A 19534-nucleotide genomic window follows, 5' to 3' on the forward strand; every position below is an offset into this window, starting at 1 on the left:
GGTGACGCACGGACACGAAGGAGGAGCGGTGCTCGAAATCCACGGCCTGGAAGGCCTTCAGGACAACGTCGGCAAGGTTCTCGGATCAAGCGGCTGGATTACAGTCGACCAACAGCGCATCAACGCCTTCGCCGATGCGACCGGCGACCACCAGTGGATCCACGTTGACGTCGACCGCGCCGAGGCAGGCCCTTTCGGCGCACCGATCGCCCACGGCTTCCTGACGCTGTCACTCATTCCGCTGCTGTCCTCCGAAGCTGTCAGCGTCACCGGCATGAAGGCGAAAATCAACTACGGGTGCAACAAAGTGCGGTTCCCCAGCCCGGTCCGCGTCGGCGCACGCCTGCGCGATACCGTGGAACTGACCGAAGTGAACGTCAAAAGCTCCGGCATCCAGGTGGTCATGACCCACACGATCGAAATCGAAGGTGAAGAGCGCCCCGCCTGCATCGCGGAGGCCGTCACCATCATGATCCCGGAGGACTGACCCGCTTCGGACTGACCCGCTTCGGCTTGGTGCAGCCGCTGCCGGCGGCCACGCCGGCACCAGCTGTGTCGACCCGACGCACCGCACACAGGAAGTGATACTCGGGCCCTATGGACTGGCTGTTCTCGATCGATTCGTCGTGGCCCCTGTGGCGCATTCTGCTGGTCCTCATCCCCGACCTCATCATCCGCCTGGCGGTGCTCGGCTGGGTGCCGTACAGGCGCAAACCGTCCTCAGCGCTCGGGTGGTTGCTGGCCATCTACCTCATCCCGTACATCGGCGTTGCCGTCTACCTGATGCTGGGGCGCGCCAAATTTCCCAAGCGCAGACGCCGCCGACAGCAGACAGTGTCCGACCTCATCCGGGAAACCACCGACAATCAGGCGATCATCGGCACGGAAGAGGGCCTGCGCCGAGCGCACCTGACAGCCGCCCGGCTCAACTCTTCGCTGGGCGCACTGCCGCTGGTGTACGGCAACGAAATCGACCTCATGCCGGAAACCCGTGAGGCGATCAAGCAGATGGCCCAGGCGGTTGACGAAGCCGAACACTACGTCCACTTCGAGTTCTACATCGTCGCCTACGACCAAACCTCCGCACCGCTGTTCGACGCCCTGGTGCGCGCCCACGAGCGAGGCGTGACGGTGCGGGTGCTCATCGACCACATCGGCTCGCTCGGCTTCCCCGGCTATTCGAAGCTTGTGAAGATGCTCGATGAAGCCGGAATCGACTGGCACCGCAGCCTGCCCATCCGCCCGTGGCGAGGTGAATACCAGCGGCCCGACCTGCGCAACCACCGCAAACTGCTGGTTGTCGACGGCACGCTCGGGTTCACGGGATCGCTCAACATCATCGACCCTTCCTACAACAAGCGCTCGAATCTGCGGCGGGGCTATCAGTGGAAAGACCAGTTCATTGCCTGCCGCGGCCCCGTGGTGCGAGAACTCGACGCAGTGTTCGGAACCGACTGGTACGCCGAAACCGGTGTCATCCTGTCCGAAGAGCTCACACTCGAACTGCACGCGCCGGAATCCGGTGGGCTTGCCGCCCAGGTTGTGCCCAGCGGCCCGGGCTTTGAACTGGAGAACAACCTCAAGCTGTTCAACCACCTCATCTACAACGCAGCCGAACAGCTGGTCATCTGCTCGCCGTACTTTGTGCCGGACGAGTCCCTCAAACAGGCGCTCGTCTCGATTGGGCATTCCGGGGTGGACGTGCGGATCTATGTGTCCGAACAGTCCAATCACTACATTGCGCAGAAAGCGCAGGAATCCTATTACGACGAACTCATTGAGGCCGGTGTGCGGATTTTCCGCTATCCGGCGCCGACGGTTCTGCACTCGAAGTTCATCATCGTCGATGACGACATCACCGTCATCGGATCATCGAACATGGACGAGCGCTCCTTCACCATGAACATGGAGCTCTCAGTGCTCATCGTGTCGGAAGACTTCGCGTCGCGGATGTACGAACTCGAACAGGCTGAATACGCATCGACGTCGGAAGAACTTGAACTCGAGGTGTGGCGTCAGCGTCCCCTGGGTGTTAAGTACATGGAAAACGTGTGCCGGTTGACCTCTTCGCTGCTGTAAACCGCTATCGTCCGAGTATGGAGCTCTTCACCGGCAGCAATCCCGTTCCCACCCGTTCCGGCAGCCACCCGCGCTTTGCCGAGGCAGCTCCCGATGACTTCTTCGACCCGTCGGTGCACGGCGGGCCTTTTGAAAACGGTCCCGGGCTGGACGCTCTGCGCAAGCTCGAAGAGTGGTACGACGCCGGAGGTTCTGACACTCAGATCCTTGACCTTTTCAACGAGCTTCCCGCTGCGGGAGTGCTCGATCCCGATGTATGGTTGCGCGAACCTGTCCTGCTGAAGCAGCAGATCGAATCAGGCGAGGTCGACCGCGATGCTTTCCTGGCCGAAGCACAGACCCGCACCGCGGTGGGACTGGGCCAGTTCAAAATCCGCGGCGGCATGACCACTGACGCGCTCGCCCTGGCGAAGTCCGGGGTGGGGGCGCAGCTGGTGATCGCCATGGTCGATGCCGCTGATCCGGGCACCGGCGAAAACCTCGATCCCGCCCTCATTTCGACTCTCGGCTCGGTGAACACGGTGGTGCAGGCTGCCGAGCACCTCGAAGACTGACGAGGCGCCGCTCGCCTGGGCTGGACTGCTCGGCTGCGTTCGGGCACAGAAAAGCGGGCCGGAGGCGGCCGATGGCCGCACTCCGCACCCGCTGGTGGAGAGGGTCAGCTGTTGCGGACTTTCTCAACGCCTTCGCGTACGGATTCCTGAATCTTTTCGGCAACTTCCGGGCCCTGTTCGCGGACCGTTTCCGTGACCTGCTGAACGCCTGCCTGAACGTCGGGGCTGTTCCACACCTTTTCGGCTTCGGACTTGAGCTTGTCGTAGGTCTGGCGTCCGCTGCGGGAACCGAGAACGAATCCGACAGCCAGGCCGGCCAGAAGTACGTAGCGCTTCTTCATTTTCACTCCTTAGTGGTGGGTGATCACTTCCAGTCTACGGCAGAAACCGGCCGCCGCCAGGGCTAATCTCGGCTTCGCCCAGAGCCGAAGCGCAAGCGCAGCTTCTTGAGCCTGCGCAGAGTTGGATCAGCCAGGAACGACGCGTATTCGACTTTGCCCACGGTCCGGCCTTCAGAGCGGCGCAGCTGTGCGCCCAGGTAGGACAGCATGAATTCACGCCGCTCCACTCCGATGATCCTGCCGGTGGCCTTCGGCGGCAGGAGGATGTCAGATTCGGCGGGAATTCCCGACTGCAGGCGACGAGCCCGCAGCATCTCGCAGTCGAATTGGATTCCGAAGACAAGCGCCAGGTTCGTCAGCCACAGCCACGTGAGCAGCACAAACGGAATCGAAAGCGCGCCGTAGGCCGATGCGAAGCCGACAGTGATGACGAAGAAGTACACACCCGCGGTCAGCAGAAGCCAGGCGACAAGAGCCACACCGGCGCCGACCGTGAGGGGATTGCGCTGCGGCCGCTTCACATTGGACGTCCACGCGCCGAGCACCGCGATCGTGAAGAACATGAACAGGACGATCAGCGGAAACCGGGCGATCTTCCACGTAAACAGCGCGAAATCCGGCAGGTTGAAGAACTCAAGCCAGTCCGTCCGGCCCGTCAGCAGACCGAAAATCGCGATGATGAGCGGAATCAGCAACAGGGTCACCAGGAACGACTGGAACCGCAGCACCCACCAGGTGCGGCCCTCGGCCACCTCGAACACCTCGTTGACCATGAGCCCGAAAGTGCGCACATAGCGGCCAGCCGACCACAGGGACAGAATGATGCCGCCGATGAAAACAGGAAGGTTCGCCGACGACCGCGCCATCGACATGAGCGGATCGTACAGACTCTGCAGACGCGACCAGCCGGTGGCCTGCTCGAACACATTGAGGATCGCCTCGACCGTCGTCGGCCCCTGACCGAACACCGTCAGCATGGAAATCCCGGCACCGAGGGCCGGGATGACAGACAGAAGAAAGTAGTAGCTGAGCGTCGCCGCCGAATCCATCCGCCGATCGTCGCTGAACCGCTGGATTGTCCGCGCCCAGGCGTAAGCCCACGAGGTGCGGGTCAGCTTCGCCTTTGGGCGGCGGGGAAACAGATCACTGCGGTCAGACACACGCCCCACTCTACCCGCGCGCCCCGCAAGGGGACAGAAACGGCGACGGGCGCCTCGTCAGAGAAGACGAGGCGCCCGTCGGCGAGGAGCAGTCACATCACTTGCGTGCGTTCACTGCTTCCGTAGCCTGCGGCAGAACGGTGAAGAGGTCACCGACAACGCCGTAGTCCGACAGTTCGAAGATGGGAGCTTCGTCGTCCTTGTTGATGGCGACGATGTTCTTCGAGGTCTGCATACCTGCGCGGTGCTGAATAGCACCGGAAATGCCGGCTGCCACGTACAGCTGCGGGGAGACGACCTTACCGGTCTGACCCACCTGCGAGGAGTGCGGGTACCAGCCGGCGTCAACAGCGGCGCGCGAAGCACCGACGGCCGCGCCGATGGCGTCAGCGAACTGTTCGACCGGACCGAAGTCACCACCGGTGCCGCGGCCACCCGAAACAACAGCTGCTGCTTCGGTCAGGCTGGGACGGCCGGAGGCTGCCTTTTCTTCGACAGCGGTGATCTTGGCGGTCTTGGCAGCGTCCGAGGCGGCGAAGTCAACAGCTTCAACCGCACCCGCGCCGGCAGCTTCAACAGCTTCGACCGAGTTGGGCTTGAGCAGGATGTGCGGAACACCCTTGATGACCTTCGACTTGACGGTGTAGGCACCGGCGAACACCGACTGGGTGGCCTGGCCTTCACCATCGAGGTCCGAAGCGTAGGCCATGACACCGGAGCCGGTCTTCGCAGCCGAACGGGCCAGGACTTCCGTGTTGTCGGTCGAAGCCGAAGCGAGAACGGCAGCCGGCTGACGCGACTCGACGAGCGAAGCGACGAGCTCACCCTGCGGGGCGATGAGGTATTCGGTCAGCGAAGCGTCAGATGCGACGAGGACCTTCGCTGCGCCGTACTTGCCGAGGTCAGCGGCAGCGGTCTGGGCGTCAGCGTCCGAGCCGACGAAAACGGCGACGGGCTCGCCCAGCTGAGCTGCTGCGGTGAGGAGTTCGAACGTGGACTTCTGAACGGTTCCGCCCACGTGGTCAACGAGTACGAGTACTTCAGACATAAATCTTCCTTAGAGATTCGGTATGGGCAGGGATCAGACGAGCTTCTTCGAGGCGAGCCACTCGACGAGCTGGTTTCCGCCTTCGCCTTCGTCGGTGACGATTTCGCCGGCCTGGCGCGGCGGAGCGGCAGCGATCTCAACAACTTCGGTGTAGGAGCCGGCAGCGCCGACTTCGCCTTCGTCGAGGCCGAGTTCGGAGAGATCGTACTCTTCCAGCGGCTTCTTCTTGGCGGCCATGATGCCCTTGAAGGACGGGTAGCGCGGGTCGTTGATCTGGTCGGTGACCGAAACCAGAGCCGGCAGCTGCACTTCGATGGTGCGCGATGAGGAGTCGCCGTCACGGCGGGCCTTGATGGTCTGGCCGTCGAGCTCAGCGGCCGAAACGACCGTGGCGGCGGGCAAGCCGAGCAGTTCGGCAACCTGGGTCGGAACAACCGAGGTGTTGCCGTCGGTCGATGCGAAGCCGGTGAGGATCATGTCGACCGGACCCTCTTCTTCTTCGACCTTCTTGACTGCGGCGGCGAGAACCTTCGCGGTGGCCAGAGCGTCCGAGCCTGCGATGGCGTCGTCGACAATGTGAACACCGGAGTCTGCACCCATCTGGAGGGCCTTGCGGACAGCGTCGACAGCGTCGTCCGGACCGACGGTCAGGGCGATGACTTCGGCATCGTCTGCTTCTTCGGCGAGGGTCAGTGCGAGTTCGACGGGGTATTCGTCGAGCTCCGACAGCAGGCCGTCGCTTTCGCGGTCGACGGTGTTGTCATCGAGGAATTCGGGATCGCCGGCGGCGTCCGGAACGTACTTCACAAAAGTAACAATCCGCATGGGGTTGTCATCCTTCCTGAGGATTCGCGGTTTCCCGCGATCTTCGGTTGTTCGAAGGTGCTGTTCTTCGATCGTATCAATCAAAAAACAAGGTTTTTCTTACCGTTTTCTCTGGTTTGGCTGCGCCGAGATCCTGTGGCGTGTTCCACATGGTCCCCGGCTGCCGCCTCAGATCCGCTCAAACACAGCGGCCAGTCCCTGTCCGCCGCCGATGCACATGGTTTCGAGCCCGTACTGGGCGTCGCGACGGTGCATTTCGTGCGCCAGGGTTGCTAGAATCCGCCCTCCTGTCGCACCGACCGGGTGGCCGAGCGAAATTCCGGATCCGTTGACGTTCATGCGTGAGAAGTCGCTGGATTCGGGTATTTCGCCGTCTGCGGGGAACTCTCCAAAGCCCCACTCGCGGGTGACCGCGAGTGCCTGGGCGGCGAAGGCCTCGTTGAGTTCTATGAGGTCGATATCGGCAAGTCTGAGGTCGGCCCGCTCGAGGGCCGATGCTGTTGCGGAGACGGGGCCGATGCCCATCCGGGTGGGGTCAACCCCGGCCTGCGCCCACGACACCAGGCGCACCATGGGGGTCAGACCGAGTTCGTGTGCCCTGTCCAGGGTGGTGACGATGCAAGCTGCCGCACCGTCGTTCTGGCCGGATGCGTTGCCGGCGGTCACGGTCGCGTTCGGGTCCTGCCTGCCCATGATGGGACGCAGTTTTCCGAGTTTTTCTGCCGAGGTGCCGGGCCGGATGTGTTCGTCGGCCGTCACCTGATGTTCGGGGGTCTTGCGGTCCGCCGGAATTGTGATCGGCACGATTTCGTCGGCAAAGCGCCCGCCCTCAACGGCGGCTGCTGCCCGGCGGTGGGATTCGACGGCCAGGGCGTCCTGTTCTTCCCTGCCGATGCCGTAGTCGGCGCGGAGGTTTTCGGCGGTTTCGATCATGCCGCCGGGAACGGGGTGGTTTTTGCCGCCGGCGGTGGTGCGGCCGCGCGTGAGTCCGTCCTTGAGGTTGATGCCGGGGGTCTTCACGCCGAAGCGGATCTCTTCGGTGTAGAACGGTGCGCGGCTCATGGATTCAGCGCCGCCGGCGATGACGACCGTGGCTGCTCCCGTGGCGATTTCGCCGGCCGCCAGGAGAACCGAGTAGAGCCCGGAGCCGCAGCGGCGGTCAACCTGCGAACCGCCGGCGTTCAGCGGCAGTCCCGCGTTGAGTGCTGCCACGCGGCCGAGCGCCGGGGCTTCCGTCGTGGGATAGCAATTGCCGAGGATGACGTCGTCGACGGCGTCACCGGGCAGACCGGAAGTCTTCATGAGTCCCGCGATGACCTCAGAGGCGAGGTCTTCGACGGGCACGTCCCTGAACTGCCCGCCGAAAGCACCGACCGCGGAGCGGACGGGTGAGCAGATCACGATGTCGGTCAATGAATCCCCTTGGGTTCTGTTCTGTGTCGCTCCCCACAATAGAGGGCTGGGGCACTCTGCGCGACACCGGGTAGAACGATCGTTTGAAATTCTGCGGCAACGTTATAAGCGCACCCCGCCTGATCTGCGGGTTTGCTGTTGTCTCCGTTGTGTATCGAGTGCCAAGAATCTTTCGCAGAGCTGTTCCGCTCGGCCAGATTGTCTGAGAGGATGACTCAAGTTTCCGTTGACCGCAATGAAGGGGTCTGCGCATGCAACAGCTGTCAAAGCTGCTCGGCAGAGTGCTGAGTGTCATCACTGCGCTCGTCATCATCGTCATGATGCTGCACGTCGTCATCAACGCGCTTTCGCGCTTTTTCTTCTCCACACCCATCTACGGCACAAACGAGATCGCGGGATTCTGGTATCTGCCGATCATTGCCCTTCTGGGCATACCGGTCGCTCAACTGCAGCGCGAGCACATTGTCGTGGCACTTCTGCTGGACCGCATGAGTGCTCGTGCCGCCGGCTGGTGCATGCTCTTGGCGAGTCTGGCCACAGCGGCAGTGTGTGCGGGCTTTGCGTGGTTCGGCCTGCACCGCGCGGTCGAGCAGATGGAGCTCGGGGCGACAGCCGGGGTGACCACGATCATTACGTGGCCGGTGTTCTTCCTCCTGCCCGTTGTGTTCGGACTGATGACGCTCATCTGCGTCCTTGAGGCCATCACCTATTTCCGTGCCGTGCTGTCAGACGAACCTGAACAGGTCTACGTTTCAGAAGTCGAAAAGGAAATCGCGGAAGTCGAGCACGCCGAAGGGGTTGAGCACGGCGAGACCGAGCAGCGCAGCACGGAGGTTCGGTCATGACCATGACAACACCCCTACCCGAAAAAGCCGGCCGACCGCGCATCAGCGCCGGTCCCGGCACCTCGTTCCTTCCGCGCAACACGCGCTTCAGGCCGCGCAGCATGGGAGTCATGCTCGTCGGCACGGCGCTGCTGATAGGCACGATCGTCGGCTTCTTCCTGTCGCCGACCGCGCCGATTGCCGGCGCGTGGTGCATCGGAATGATGCTGGTGCTCATGTTCTTGGGTGTTCCCGTGGCAGCAGCGCTTGCCATCCCGTCGATCATCGGCGTCTACGGTCTTTCCGGGATTCCCGCGACCGTCAACATCCTCGCCACGACGCCGTATACGGCCACCGCAAAGTGGACCTATTCGGTGCTGCCGCTGTTCATCTTCATGGGCATGCTCCTGTCCCAATCGGGGCTGACGCAGAAGATCTACCGGGCTACCGACCGCTGGTTCTCATGGCTGCCCGGCGGTCTGGCCATCGGCGCAACCGCGGCCGGTGCTGGACTGTCGTCAGTGTCAGGTTCGACTATCGGCATGACCTACGCCCTGGGACGGGCCGCGATTCCGGAAATGCTGCGCGCCGGCTACGACAAGCGGGTAGCGCTCGGTTCGGTCATCGTTGCGGGTCTGCCCGGCAACCTCATTCCGCCGTCCATCCTTCTGGTGGTCTACGCCGGCATCGCCTCGGTGCCGGTGGGCCCACAGCTGGTGGCCGGTGCGGTGCCCGGTCTGCTGGTCGCGGTGTTCGTCGCGCTGTTCATCCTTCTGCTCGGCATCGTGTCGCCAAAGCTCGTGGGCAGGGGTGGCGATCGTGGTCCCTCCGCCACATGGGCACAGCGGCTCAGTTCACTCGGTGAAGTGTGGGGCTTCCCCGTCATCCTCGTGGTGCTGTTCGGCGGAATGTTCTCCGGTGCTTTCACCCCGACGGAAGCCGGTGCCGCAGCGGCACTTACGGCGCTCATCATCACCCTCATCGAGCAGCGTGGGAGCAAGCCCTTTGCCTGTGTTGGCAGGGCTGCGCTTGCCACCGTCAGCGCGTCCGCCGCGATCTTCTTCATCATGATCGGGGCGGAAATGCTCACCCGCCTGCTGGCGATTACGGGCCTGGCGGAGATCCTCACCGGCTTTGTCACCGGTCTGGGTCTGTCACGAGTGGGATTCCTGATGGTGCTCATCCTGCTCTACCTGGTGATGGGCATGTTCTTCGACACTCTGGCGATGATGCTGCTGACCGTGCCGATTCTGCTTCCGGCTGTCGAGGCGATGGGCGTGAACGCGCTGTGGTTCGGTGTGTTCGTGGTGCTGCTCGGCGAAATCGGCATGATCACCCCGCCGGTGGGCATCCTGTCCTACATCGTGCACACAATCGCGAAGAAGCCGGACGTCAACCTCGGCACTGAGATCAGCCTGGGCGATGTTTTCCGCTCGCTCGTCTGGTTCTTGCCGATCCCGCTTCTGTTCTTGGTTTTCATGATCGCGTTTCCGCAGGTCGCCGAATGGCTGCCCGGTCTGCTTGAGTCCGCAGGAGGACGATGATGACACGCTTTCGCACGATGAGGATGCTCGCCGCGGTCTGCACCGTTGGGGCTGTGGTCCTGACCGGGTGCGCCGGTTCGGTAGCCGGAGGCGCGCTGTCAGGGGAGGGCTCGGGCACCGGCTATGCCTACGGGGCTTCCCAGGACGAGGTGCTCGAGACGATTGCAGACCTCCCTCCCGTCACACTGACCTACCAGCCGTCGGAAGCCTCCCCGAAGCTCAAAGAGATTGAGTCCGCCCCTCAGTGGGCGCAGGAGATCAGAGAACGCTCCGGCGGCAAGATCACAATCAAAATCGTCTACGGCCAGGCGATTGCCGGCTACGGCGAAGTGTTCGACGCACTGGCGGACGGCCGCCTCGATTTGGCGTACACGCTGCCGGCCTATCTGCCGCAGGAATTCCCGGCTGCCGGAGCGGTCGGCGATCTGCTGTCGGAAGCCGACCCGTCGCCGTTCGTCGGCGAAATGGTCGCCAATGCCGCCTCCACCGAGATCGGCTGGGGCTCGCAGAAAGTCCTGGAGCAGTACGAAAAGAAAGGCGTCTACCCGCTCAACCCGGTTTCCGCCTCGGGAAGCTACTCCAGCCAGTGCAACACGGACGGCTTCGGAACTGACGACTACGGCGGCCGCCAGATCCGCGTGGGTGCGCGTTCGCAGGTCGGCTACGTGAAAGCTCTTGGCGGCACACCCCTGTCCCTGGACTACACGGAAACCTACGAAGCCCTGCAGCGCAAGACAATCGACTGCACACTGGGGCAGATGGTGCCGTCGGCAGAAGCCGGGCTGTTCGATGTGGCGCCCTACACGGGATACCTGACAGACACCTCGGCGCCCCGCGCAGTTGGTGCAGTCATCGCCGGACAGCGGTTCGGCACCCTGCCGCTGGCGTACAGGCAGATCATCTTCGACAGCTACAGCGGGTCCTTCCAGGGGCAGATGAACCGTTCGATCGGTGCCAACCGCCTGGGCGTCGAGACGATTCACGCCCAGGGCGGGAAGATCGAACCGCTGGAAAAGCCGCTGCAGGCAAAGCTCAAAGCGTTCAACCGGGAGCTTGCCGGGGGCGTGGAAGAGGCGGGTCTGCTCGAAGAGGGAACCGAGAAGCGCTTCGCCGAAGTGCTCGAAAAGTGGCAGAAGAAAGCCGAAGAGCTCGGCTACTCCGACGGGGGAGACTTCGGCACGATGGATGAGTGGTACGACCGCGACACGGACTATGTGCCCTTCGGTGAAGCCGTGTACGAAGAGGTCATTCTGCCGCACCGTCCTGGCGGAATCAGCGGCAAGGAGAACGTGAAGTAGTAGTGCGCGGACAACGAGGGGCGGCGTGCCGAGTGCACGACGCCCCTTACAGTCGCGTTGGGCCATTCTGCTGCGGGCTGCTTGGTTCAGAGGGTGGGGACGTCTTCCAGGAGCGCCTTCGTGTAGGCGTGCGAAGGTGAGCGGAGCACCTCGTCGACGGGACCGAAGTCGACGATTTCGCCCTTGTTGAGCACCGCAATGTCGTCGGCAATGTGCCGGGCGAGTGTGATGTTGTGGGTGACGAACAGCATTGCCAGACCGCGTTCCACCTTGAGCCGGTGCAGCAGGCCGATGATCGAAGCCTGAACCGACACGTCGAGGGCGCTCGTGACCTCGTCGCACACCAGCACATTCGGCGCGTTGACGAGCGCCCGGGCAATGGCTGCGCGCTGACGCTCACCACCGGAAAGGTCGCCGGGCCGGCGGTCGTAGAACGTCCGGCCCAGCCGCACCGCGTCAAGTGCCTCCTCGACAAAGCCGCGACGCTGCGCCGGTGTCAGGTCGCGGTTCATCTCAAGCGGAACCGTCAGCGATTCGCCGATTGTGCGGCGCGGGTTGAGCGACGAATACGGCGACTGGAACACGTACTGCAGGCCCTGGAGCTGTTTGACGGAGCGTTTGCGGGTGCTGTTCGGCAGGACGTCACCGTCTAGACTCACCGAGCCGGTGTAGTGGTCGATAAGGCCCGCAATTGAGCGCGACAGCGTGGTCTTCCCGGAGCCCGATTCACCCAGGAGCATGGTGCAGCGCCCCGGCTGAAGCTCCATGTTGATGCCGCGCAGCACCATGTTCGAACCGTAGGAGAGCTTGAGATCGCGAACCTCGAGGGCTGGAACCTCGGCAGCGTCGGCTTCCGCCGCGGTGGGGATGCCGCCGCTTGCGGTGCTCGCATCTGTCCCGCCGATTGTCTTGCGGCCGGCAAGGTCTGGAACCGATGCCAGCAGTCGCTGCGTGTAGGGGTGCTGGGGGTCGTGCAGAACCTGCTCGACCGGGCCCTCCTCGACGATGTCGCCGCGCAGCATGACGGCCACGCGGTCGGTGACATCGGCGACGACGGCGAGGTCGTGGGTGATGTAGATGCCGGCAACCCCGTGTCGCTTGGTCATCTGCTGAATCGTGTCGAGCACGTGAGCCTGCGTGGACACATCCAAGCCGGTGGTCGGCTCATCGAGGATGAGGACGTCGGGGAACATGGCGAACGCCATCGCAATGCCGATGCGCTGCTGCTGACCGCCGGACAGCTGGTGCGGCCATCGTTTCTGGTATTCCCGGTCCGAAGGCAGGCCGACGTCTTCGAGCACTTCAGCAACACGGGCAGCGCGCTCCCGTTCGGAATCCCCGTAGCCGTGGATGTCGAGCACTTCCCGGATCTGGTCACCCACGCGGATCGCGGGGTTGAGCGAAAGCGCGGGGTCCTGGGGAATGTAGGCAATGCGCTCGCCGCGCAGGAACCGGGTTTCGTCATCGTTCAGCTCTTCGACCACGATCTTCTCGCGGCCTTCGCTGGGCGTGTTCGGGTAGATCGTGGACGTTCCGCCGGTCTGCAGCAGACCTGCCCGGAAATGCCCCATAGCAGCAAGGCCCGCGGTGGTTTTGCCCGAGCCGGACTCGCCGACCAGCCCGAGCATTTCACCTCGGCGAACCGTCAGGTCGATGCCGTGGAGGATCTCCTTGCCGCCGACGGCTTCGACGCGCAGGCCGCGCATTTCGAGAACATTGGGATGTTTCGTCATCACTGCTCCACATTCGTCGAGGCCGTGGCGCGGGCAATCGCGTCCGCCAGCAGGTTGGTGCCGATCGTCAGAACCGCAATGGCAATGACGGAGAGCAGAACTCCCCACGGCTGGACGGTCAGGGCGATCCGGTTTTCGTTGATCATCAGGCCCCAGTCGGCCTGCGGCGGCTGCATGCCCAGCCCCAGGAAGGACAGCGATGCGATTGCGCCGATCGAGTAGGTCAGGCGCAGACCGGCTTCGACGGACATGGGACCGGTGATGTTCGGCAGGATTTCGCGCCCGATGATCTTCCAGCGCGGCACCGCGTACATTTCCGCCGCCCGAATGTAGTCCTCGCTGATGACGCTCAGAGTGGCCGAACGGGCAACACGGGCGATGCGGGGAGCGTGGGTCAGGCCGATGACGAGCACGAGCACCCAGCCCTTCGGCCCGGCGATCGTCACGGCCAGCAGGGCGAAGACCAGCTGCGGTACGGCGAGGAACACGTCGTTGATGCGCATGATGAGCGAATCGACGGCCCCGCCGGCGTAGGCGGCGAGCATGCCGAACACGGCGCCGACGACCATGCCGAGCGCCGTTGCCAGAACGGAGTAGACGAGCAGCAGCAGGCCGCCCGCAAGGAAGCGCGATCCGACCGAGCGGCCGAGGTTGTCAGTGCCGAACAGGCCGTGGTTCGAGAAGGGCTTGCCGACGAACTCGTACGGGGTCACGCCCGTGATGGGCGCTGCCAGCAGCGGTCCGAGGAGTGCCAGCGCCACGACGGTGACGGTGATGATCACGCCGATCTTGCCCTCGCGCTGCGCCCAGATGCGCTTGAGGACGTGCGGGGGACGGCTGAGGGATTCTTTGACGCCTTCGTCTGCCGGCGTGAGGCTCTGCTGATCTGACATGATCACTTCCTCAGCTTCGGGTTGGTGACGATGCCGACGATGTCAGCCAACAGGTTGACCACGATGTACACGATTGCCACGAGCAGGGTGATGGCCTGAACCACTTGGACGTCGCGGTAGGTGACCGCGTCGATGAGTGCCTGTCCGATGCCGGGGTAGCGGAAGAGGAACTCGACGACCACAACGCCGCCGGCCAGCCAGGCCAGTTGGATGGCGATGACCTGCGCGACTGGGCCGATGGCGTGGGGTACTGCGTGGCGCAGGATGACGGTGCGTTCGGGAACGCCCTTGAGCCTGGCCATTTCGACGTAGCCGGAGTCGAGCACCTCCGCCATCGTCGTTCGCATCATGCGGGCGATATACGGTGCGACGACCAGGGCCAGGGTGAGTGTGGGCAGGATCAGCTGCAGCGGCAGCTTCCAGACCGGTGTTCCCGGTGGAGACATCGTCACTGCCGGCAGAATGGGGAAGACTGTCGTTGCAAAAATGGTGATGAGGCCGACACCGACAACGAACTCCGGCATGGCCGCGAGGATCAGCGTGACCCACGTGATGGCCGAATCGCGGCGCTTGCCGCGGTGAATGGCCGACACAATGCCGAAGAACAGGCCGACCGGGACGGACACGACGGCTGCCAGCAGCATGAGGATGATCGAATTGCCGATGCGCGGAGCCAGCAGCTGTGAAACCGGACCGCCGGTGGCCGCTGACGTGCCGAAGTCTCCGGTGAAGAGGCCTCCCAGCCACAGGAAGTACCGGACGACGGCCGGCTTGTCGAGGTCCATCTGCTCGCGCAGCGCGGCGAGCCTTTCCGGTGTGGCCTGCTGGCCGAGGATGGCCCGGGCGGGGTCACCCGGCAGGAGCAGGGTGGCTGCGAAGATGATGACGGAGATCGCCAGCAGCACGAAAATGCTGATGAGCAGTCGTTTGAAGATGAGCTGTGCCATGGTGTCGCCTATGCCTGCGCAATCCACACGTCGCGGAACCGGAAGCCGGAAAGCGGGATGCCGGTGGCGTCTTCCTTCAGGCCGCCGACGTATTTCTGGTAGGCGTCGACCTGGTTGGCGAAGCCCCAGATGATGTATCCGCCTTCGTCGTACTGCTGCTTCTGGCCCTCCTGGATGATCTTCTTGCGCTTTTCGGGATCGGTTTCGGCTTGGATTCGCTTGACGATGTCGTTTGTCTTTTCGCTGGCCCAGTTGGTTTCGTTGAACGGGGAATTGTCCATGAGGCACTGATCCGCCTGCGGGGCGAAGTTGCGGGTGTACCAGAACGACTGCGCGAAATCCCACTTCAGGTAGTTGTCGCCGAAGAACGTGGTGGTGTCCACCCGGCGGATTTTGATGTTAATGCCGGCGTCGCGGGCCTGTTGGGCGAAGACCTGGGCGGCTTCGACAGTGCCGGACTGGATGGGCGCGGTGACCAGCTCAACCGTGAGGCCGTCGGGATGCCCGGCCTCAGCTAGCAGCTTCTTGGCCTTCTCGACGTCGCGGCGCCGCTGAGGGAACTGCTTGGGGTAGTCGGGGTCGTAGACGCCGAACATGTCGTTGCCCACCTGGCCGTAGCCGGAGAGCACCTGGTTGACCATCTGCTCGCGGTCAATAGCCAAGCGGAAGGCTTGGCGAACGCGCTTGTCGTCAAACGGCGCCTTGTCCACCCGCATGGTGAAGGGAAGCCACATGCCGGTCTCGGAGTTGAGGATCTTCATGCGCTCGTCAGCTTCGATGACCTCGACCAGCGACACGGGAATCTGTGCCACACAGTCCACCTGGTTGGACAGCAGGGCGTTGATGACGGCGTCAGTGTCGTTGAAGTTCAGCAGTTCGATTTCGTCCAGGTGGGGTGTTCCGTCCCAGTAGTGCGGATTCCGCTCCAGCACGGTCGACAGTGCCGGTTCGAAGGACTTGAGCATGAACGGACCCGTGCCGACGGGCTTCTTCGGGTCGTAGTCGGCCGGGACGATCGATGTGGCGTAGTGCGACATGGGGTCGTCGAAGACGCTGTTGGGTGCGCTGAAGCGGAACTCGACTTCGTATTTGCCCTTGGCGTGCATTGTGTCGAGCGTTGAGAGCACGGCCGCGTTCGTCTTCGGGTCGTCGGGGTCGCGAATGCGGTCATAGGAGGCGATGACGTCTTCGGCAGTCATTTCGCGACCGTCGGAGAACTTCACGCCCTCGCGCAGCTTGGCCGTCCACACGGTTGCGTCTTCGTTGGGCTCTACCGATGTGGCCAGGCGGTATTCGACTTCGTAGTCGTGGCCGCGGGCGATGAGGCCCTCGTACATATTCTGCTGGCGGCAGATGTCGGTGGTGTTGACAGAGATGTGTGCATCCACGGTGTCGGCTGATGTTCCTCCCGTCAGCCCCACCCGCAGTCTGCCGCCCTTAACGGGTTTCGACAGATCGAACTCAGGAGTCGTATTCACGCCGCAGGCACTGAGCATGCCGGCCGCACCGACGGCTGTTGCTGTTCCGAGTAGGCGGCGACGGCTGATACGACGGCCAAAGAGCTCTGTGCCGTTTTTGGTCGCCATCATTCGCCTGCTTTCACATTATCTGAGTTACCTTGGCGAAAATCACGGTAACACGATAGGCGGCTTCGCGGGTGAGGCTTCCGGCCATTCGGAAGTCACTGCACGAAAAGCGCCCGCCGGCCGTTTCCGTCCGACGGGCGCTGCTTTCAGGCGCGATGTGCGTATCAAAGATCAGCGCTGGAGCCTCACATCGAGATTGAACGGCCCAGCCAGGCGGGCGATTCTTCGATCAGCGGCTGCAGGCGCTCGAGCACCTCGTCGGGGAAGTCGGCAGCGCGTCCGGCCTTCTGGTCGACGTGCAGGCACATGACTTCCTCTGTGAACAGGAGGTCATCGCCGTGGAACATTTCGTAGGCGATGTGCAGCTTCTTGCCGGCGGCGCCGACCACGCGCGGACGTACCTCGACTTCCGCGCCCAAGCCGATTTCCCGCAGATACCGCAGGTGGGTCTCAACCGTGTAGAGCGAACATCCGGTGCTCTTGCGGTACTCCTCATCCAACCCGATGTCGATCATGAGCTGATCCGTGGCAAAACCGCAGATGAGCACGTAGTAGGCCTCTGACAGGTGCCCGTTGTAGTCGATCCATTCCTGCTTGATCTCAGTGCGGTACGGGGTGATCGCGGTCATGCGTCCTCCTGGGTGCAGGTCGGGTGGGTCTGCTGGAAATCACGAGGTGCCAGCTGCCCGGGTCTGCTCAGGCTACTTCACGGAAGGTCAGGCAGGGTTCGTCGGCGACCTTCGGCAGGAGGGTTTCCATCATGTCGGTCACGGACTGCGGGGTTTCCGTACCGTGCTCCCACACCTGGAAACCGGCGCGGTGGAAGAACGTGGCGCGCTCCTGCGGGATCTGCGTGATCAGACGGCAGCGGGTGGGCAGGCCCGCCTGTTTGAGGATCTGCGGGGCCATGCCCAGAAGAACGGTGCCCAGGCCTTTGCCCCGGAAGTCCGGATCGGTTGCCAGGCCGCGGATGAAAAGCGCTGTGGGGCTCTGCTCCTGCTGGTTGCCGGAGCTGAAGTCAACCGCTGTGACAACGAGGGCGGCGACGATTTCGCCTTCTTCGTTGAGCGCTACAAGACCGGCGTCCTGGTCTCCCACGTGAAACGGAACGAGCGTCTTCGAGTCCGGGTCGGGCGTTGGTGCAAGACCCGTGATGAGTGCTTCGACGTCATCGCTGAGTTCGGGTGTGAGCAGCTCGAAGGTGAAGCTGGCCGCCATGAGCGCCTCCGCATAGCGGCGGTGTCGCGCGGCGACCTTATCTGCCTGCAGTCCGGGGTACAGCATGCTTCGAGATTACGGCGTGAGCCGCGTGCACTGAGGCGGGGCCTGCCCCTCAGGTTCTGAGCGCCCAGTGGTATAAGCAGCGCCAGTGCACACGTAGACTGTGCGGCATGGGAAAGAAGTCCAGGAAGTCATCAAAAGACGTCATTGCCAAGCGCCTCGCAAAAGCCCAGGCCGCAGCCTTTGTGCCCCGCCCCTACGAGGGTCTGCCGTTTGAGGTCGACATCGTCAGCCTCAAGGAGCTCGTGCCGGCGGCAACCGCCACGGCCAAGCTGAAAGACGAATTCGGCGGCGACGAAGTCGTCATCGCCTCACTCCTTCCTTCCGCCTGGCAGGCGCACAAGCGCCACGACGGTGTCATCTTCGGCGGCCTCCAGGTGGCAGTGTCCAGCCCCGACCCCTCACGTGACCTTGCAGCGGCACTGCTGGAAGTCAAAGACATGGAACCCGGCAGCTTCGTTGCTGCGACCAGCAGTCCCGGCCAGGGTCCGCGCCTGCAGGACATTCTCGACCTTGACGCTCCGTTCAAGGTTCGCGTCCACGAAACCTTCGACTACTGGCTTCCGCAGGACGGTTCGCTTGACGGTGACGAAGACACCCAGGCGGCCATCGAACAGGCCAACAACCTCATCAGCCCCACTGACAAGCTCGTCGAAGCTGAGGGCGCCTACTGGACCGAAATGGGTGACGGCCGCTACGTCCGCTGGGCGATCGGCGAAAACGAAGACACCGTCATGGACGCCCTGGCTCGCCTGCACGCGGACGGCAAGAACACCCTCGGCGGCATCGGCCGCTACCTGGGCACCTTCCGCACCCAGGGCATCGTCATCCCGGTGTGGGAAGTCGGCGCCGATGTTACCGCCGACGACGTCGACGCTGTCCTCGGCGAATTCGCCGAAATCCTGGCCCAGGCGCTGAAGAACACGGAACCGCTCAGCGCTGATGAGCGCCGTGCACGTGCCGGAGTCGTGTCGCGACAGCTGACCATCCGATGACAGACACCCTGCGCTTCGGGTTCCTGGGCCCAGCGGCAACCTTCACGGAAGCCGCGCTCCTGCGCCTGATCGCCGATCGCGGTTTTGCCGACGCGCAGCGCATCCCCGCACACAGTGTGGACGAAGCGCTCGCGGCGGTGGCCGCCGGCGACCTTTCGGGGGCAGTTGTGCCCATGGAGAACTCGGTCGAAGGCGGGGTGCCCGCAACGCTTGATGCGCTCACCCGGCACGGGGAGCTGCAGATTGTTGCCGAAACCCTCATCGACGTCCGCTTTGTGCTCGCGGCGCGCCCCGGAACGCAGCTGAGCGACATCACTGCCTTCGGCACGCACCCCCACGCGGAAGCACAGACACGCGGCTGGGTGGCTGGGCACCTGCCCGGTGCAACCTACGTGCCGGCTTCGAGCACCGCTGCCGCCGCACAGACCGCCGCCGAAGACGGCAGTGACTATCAGGCGGCCGTATGCCCGGCTCTTGCCGCCCAGCGGTACGGGCTTGAGGTCCTCGCCGATGACATCGGCGATCGCCATGACACCGTCACTCGTTTCGTTCTGGTGCGCAAACCCGCCGCAATGCCTCCTGCCACGGGGGCAGACAAGACCACGATCGTCGCAGCACTGGCATCAGACCGTGCGGGGTCGCTGCTTGAACTGCTCGAACAGTTCTCTACTCGCGGAGTCAACCTCGCCCGCATTGAATCGCGGCCGACCGGCGACGGGCTGGGCCTGTACCAGTTCTCGCTCGACCTCGTGGGGCACGTGGCTGAACCGCGGATTTCGGAGGCGCTCGCCGGTGTGCACAGGCTTGCCAGGCGTGTGCAGTTCCTTGGGTCCTATCCAGCGGCGGAGTCCTCGGTCGAGCCGGTGGATCCGCGAATGACCGCAGACTGCTTCGAGGCGGCTGACGCGTGGGTTGAAGGAATCCGCTCCTACCTCAGCTGAGCAGGCCAAACACGCGCGTGTAATCTCCGCCACAGCGCTGTCTTAAACCGTCACATGATTTCATGAGGCCTC

19 protein-coding genes are annotated in these 19534 nt (G+C 63.5%); 8 read left to right on the forward strand and 11 right to left on the reverse strand.

Features of this window, described 5'->3' with window-relative positions; genetic code table 11:
• Positions 1–28: 28 nt before the first annotated feature.
• The 3 genes from HMPREF3087_RS06020 (at position 29) to HMPREF3087_RS06030 (ending at position 2633) form a co-directional block, all read left to right on the forward strand.
• Entirely contained in the window at positions 29–487 is a 459-nt protein-coding gene (locus HMPREF3087_RS06020) for a MaoC family dehydratase (RefSeq protein WP_070428457.1), read from the forward strand.
• A gap of 110 nt (positions 488–597) precedes the next feature.
• Positions 598–2079 carry a cardiolipin synthase gene (cls, locus tag HMPREF3087_RS06025; RefSeq protein WP_070428458.1) on the forward strand — a complete coding sequence of 494 codons (1482 nt, stop codon included), beginning with the start codon at positions 598–600 and terminating at the stop codon, positions 2077–2079.
• Between the two features lie 17 nt (positions 2080–2096).
• Positions 2097–2633, forward strand: a complete 537-nt coding sequence (locus HMPREF3087_RS06030) for a hypothetical protein (RefSeq protein ID WP_141738891.1) — start codon at positions 2097–2099, stop codon at positions 2631–2633.
• A 104-nt stretch (positions 2634–2737) separates the two neighbouring features.
• Here the strand turns inward: HMPREF3087_RS06030 and HMPREF3087_RS06035 are convergent, their stop codons facing one another.
• From HMPREF3087_RS06035 to HMPREF3087_RS06055, 5 genes are all read right to left on the reverse strand, one after another.
• Positions 2738–2974: a YtxH domain-containing protein gene (locus HMPREF3087_RS06035; RefSeq protein WP_019175943.1), complete on the reverse strand. Its 237-nt coding sequence runs from the start codon at positions 2972–2974 to the stop codon at positions 2738–2740.
• Positions 2975–3036: 62 nt separating this feature from the next.
• Positions 3037–4134 (reverse strand): YihY/virulence factor BrkB family protein, encoded by a 1098-nt coding sequence (locus HMPREF3087_RS06040; RefSeq protein WP_070428459.1) that lies wholly within the window; start codon positions 4132–4134, stop codon positions 3037–3039.
• Between the two features lie 97 nt (positions 4135–4231).
• Positions 4232–5182 carry an electron transfer flavoprotein subunit alpha/FixB family protein gene (locus tag HMPREF3087_RS06045; RefSeq protein WP_019175941.1) on the reverse strand — a complete coding sequence of 317 codons (951 nt, stop codon included), beginning with the start codon at positions 5180–5182 and terminating at the stop codon, positions 4232–4234.
• 33 nt (positions 5183–5215) lie between these two features.
• The gene (locus HMPREF3087_RS06050) at positions 5216–6007 is read right to left on the reverse strand and encodes an electron transfer flavoprotein subunit beta/FixA family protein (RefSeq protein ID WP_070428480.1); all 792 of its coding nucleotides are present in this window, start codon (positions 6005–6007) and stop codon (positions 5216–5218) included.
• A gap of 168 nt (positions 6008–6175) precedes the next feature.
• Positions 6176–7420 (reverse strand): acetyl-CoA C-acetyltransferase, encoded by a 1245-nt coding sequence (locus HMPREF3087_RS06055; protein ID WP_061941481.1) that lies wholly within the window; start codon positions 7418–7420, stop codon positions 6176–6178.
• Between the two features lie 251 nt (positions 7421–7671).
• On the opposite strand from HMPREF3087_RS06055, the gene HMPREF3087_RS06060 reads away from it, so the two are divergent.
• Genes HMPREF3087_RS06060 through HMPREF3087_RS06070 form a run of 3 tightly spaced genes read left to right on the forward strand, consistent with a single transcriptional unit; the run spans position 7672 to position 11086 of the window.
• Entirely contained in the window at positions 7672–8265 is a 594-nt protein-coding gene (locus tag HMPREF3087_RS06060; protein WP_070428460.1) for a TRAP transporter small permease, read from the forward strand.
• On the forward strand, positions 8262–9788 hold the full coding sequence (locus tag HMPREF3087_RS06065) for a TRAP transporter large permease (protein ID WP_070428461.1): 1527 nt from the start codon (positions 8262–8264) through the stop codon (positions 9786–9788). The genes HMPREF3087_RS06060 and HMPREF3087_RS06065 overlap by 4 nt, the downstream gene beginning before the upstream one ends.
• Positions 9785–11086 carry a type 2 periplasmic-binding domain-containing protein gene (locus HMPREF3087_RS06070; protein ID WP_256173058.1) on the forward strand — a complete coding sequence of 434 codons (1302 nt, stop codon included), beginning with the start codon at positions 9785–9787 and terminating at the stop codon, positions 11084–11086. The genes HMPREF3087_RS06065 and HMPREF3087_RS06070 overlap by 4 nt, the downstream gene beginning before the upstream one ends.
• Before the next feature lie 86 nt (positions 11087–11172).
• Here the strand turns inward: HMPREF3087_RS06070 and HMPREF3087_RS06075 are convergent, their stop codons facing one another.
• The 6 genes from HMPREF3087_RS06075 to HMPREF3087_RS06100 form a co-directional block, all read right to left on the reverse strand.
• A complete protein-coding gene (locus HMPREF3087_RS06075) occupies positions 11173–12819 on the reverse strand; it encodes an ABC transporter ATP-binding protein (protein WP_070428463.1) in 1647 nt (548 codons plus the stop codon).
• Complete coding sequence (locus HMPREF3087_RS06080; RefSeq protein WP_231863975.1) at positions 12819–13712, reverse strand: ABC transporter permease; 894 nt, start codon at positions 13710–13712, stop codon at positions 12819–12821. Before HMPREF3087_RS06080 ends, HMPREF3087_RS06075 begins: the two co-directional genes overlap by 1 nt.
• Positions 13713–13714: 2 nt before the next feature.
• Positions 13715–14659, reverse strand: a complete 945-nt coding sequence (locus HMPREF3087_RS06085; protein ID WP_061941491.1) for an ABC transporter permease — start codon at positions 14657–14659, stop codon at positions 13715–13717.
• 8 nt (positions 14660–14667) lie between these two features.
• Positions 14668–16248, reverse strand: a complete 1581-nt coding sequence (locus HMPREF3087_RS06090; RefSeq protein ID WP_070428464.1) for an ABC transporter substrate-binding protein — start codon at positions 16246–16248, stop codon at positions 14668–14670.
• A 182-nt stretch (positions 16249–16430) separates the two neighbouring features.
• Entirely contained in the window at positions 16431–16874 is a 444-nt protein-coding gene (locus HMPREF3087_RS06095; RefSeq protein WP_070428465.1) for a thioesterase family protein, read from the reverse strand.
• A gap of 67 nt (positions 16875–16941) precedes the next feature.
• The gene (locus HMPREF3087_RS06100) at positions 16942–17529 is read right to left on the reverse strand and encodes a GNAT family N-acetyltransferase (RefSeq protein WP_070428466.1); all 588 of its coding nucleotides are present in this window, start codon (positions 17527–17529) and stop codon (positions 16942–16944) included.
• A 107-nt stretch (positions 17530–17636) separates the two neighbouring features.
• Here HMPREF3087_RS06100 and HMPREF3087_RS06105 point away from each other — a divergent pair, with 107 nt between their 5' ends.
• Positions 17637–18521, forward strand: a complete 885-nt coding sequence (locus HMPREF3087_RS06105; RefSeq protein WP_070428467.1) for a DUF5926 family protein — start codon at positions 17637–17639, stop codon at positions 18519–18521.
• Positions 18518–19462, forward strand: a complete 945-nt coding sequence (gene pheA / locus HMPREF3087_RS06110; RefSeq protein WP_062022599.1) for a prephenate dehydratase — start codon at positions 18518–18520, stop codon at positions 19460–19462. The genes HMPREF3087_RS06105 and pheA overlap by 4 nt, the downstream gene beginning before the upstream one ends.
• Positions 19463–19534 lie beyond the last annotated feature (72 nt).

Origin of the sequence: Brevibacterium sp. HMSC22B09, assembly GCF_001806795.1 — a bacterium.
GTDB classification, from domain to species: Bacteria; Actinomycetota; Actinomycetes; order Actinomycetales; family Brevibacteriaceae; genus Brevibacterium; species Brevibacterium ravenspurgense.

Coding starts and splice junctions, on each gene's coding strand:
- cls (WP_070428458.1), top strand. CDS start 598: ATGGACTGGCTGTTCTCGATCGATTCGTCGTGGCCCCTGTGGCGCATT.
- HMPREF3087_RS06085 (WP_061941491.1), bottom strand. CDS start 14,659: ATGGCACAGCTCATCTTCAAACGACTGCTCATCAGCATTTTCGTGCTG.
- HMPREF3087_RS06105 (WP_070428467.1), top strand. CDS start 17,637: ATGGGAAAGAAGTCCAGGAAGTCATCAAAAGACGTCATTGCCAAGCGC.
- HMPREF3087_RS06075 (WP_070428463.1), bottom strand. CDS start 12,819: ATGACGAAACATCCCAATGTTCTCGAAATGCGCGGCCTGCGCGTCGAA.
- HMPREF3087_RS06080 (WP_231863975.1), bottom strand. CDS start 13,712: ATGTCAGATCAGCAGAGCCTCACGCCGGCAGACGAAGGCGTCAAAGAA.
- HMPREF3087_RS06060 (WP_070428460.1), top strand. CDS start 7,672: ATGCAACAGCTGTCAAAGCTGCTCGGCAGAGTGCTGAGTGTCATCACT.
- HMPREF3087_RS06030 (WP_141738891.1), top strand. CDS start 2,097: ATGGAGCTCTTCACCGGCAGCAATCCCGTTCCCACCCGTTCCGGCAGC.
- HMPREF3087_RS06070 (WP_256173058.1), top strand. CDS start 9,785: ATGATGACACGCTTTCGCACGATGAGGATGCTCGCCGCGGTCTGCACC.
- HMPREF3087_RS06045 (WP_019175941.1), bottom strand. CDS start 5,182: ATGTCTGAAGTACTCGTACTCGTTGACCACGTGGGCGGAACCGTTCAG.
- HMPREF3087_RS06050 (WP_070428480.1), bottom strand. CDS start 6,007: ATGCGGATTGTTACTTTTGTGAAGTACGTTCCGGACGCCGCCGGCGAT.
- HMPREF3087_RS06100 (WP_070428466.1), bottom strand. CDS start 17,529: ATGCTGTACCCCGGACTGCAGGCAGATAAGGTCGCCGCGCGACACCGC.
- HMPREF3087_RS06035 (WP_019175943.1), bottom strand. CDS start 2,974: ATGAAGAAGCGCTACGTACTTCTGGCCGGCCTGGCTGTCGGATTCGTT.
- HMPREF3087_RS06065 (WP_070428461.1), top strand. CDS start 8,262: ATGACCATGACAACACCCCTACCCGAAAAAGCCGGCCGACCGCGCATC.
- HMPREF3087_RS06095 (WP_070428465.1), bottom strand. CDS start 16,874: ATGACCGCGATCACCCCGTACCGCACTGAGATCAAGCAGGAATGGATC.
- pheA (WP_062022599.1), top strand. CDS start 18,518: ATGACAGACACCCTGCGCTTCGGGTTCCTGGGCCCAGCGGCAACCTTC.
- HMPREF3087_RS06090 (WP_070428464.1), bottom strand. CDS start 16,248: ATGATGGCGACCAAAAACGGCACAGAGCTCTTTGGCCGTCGTATCAGC.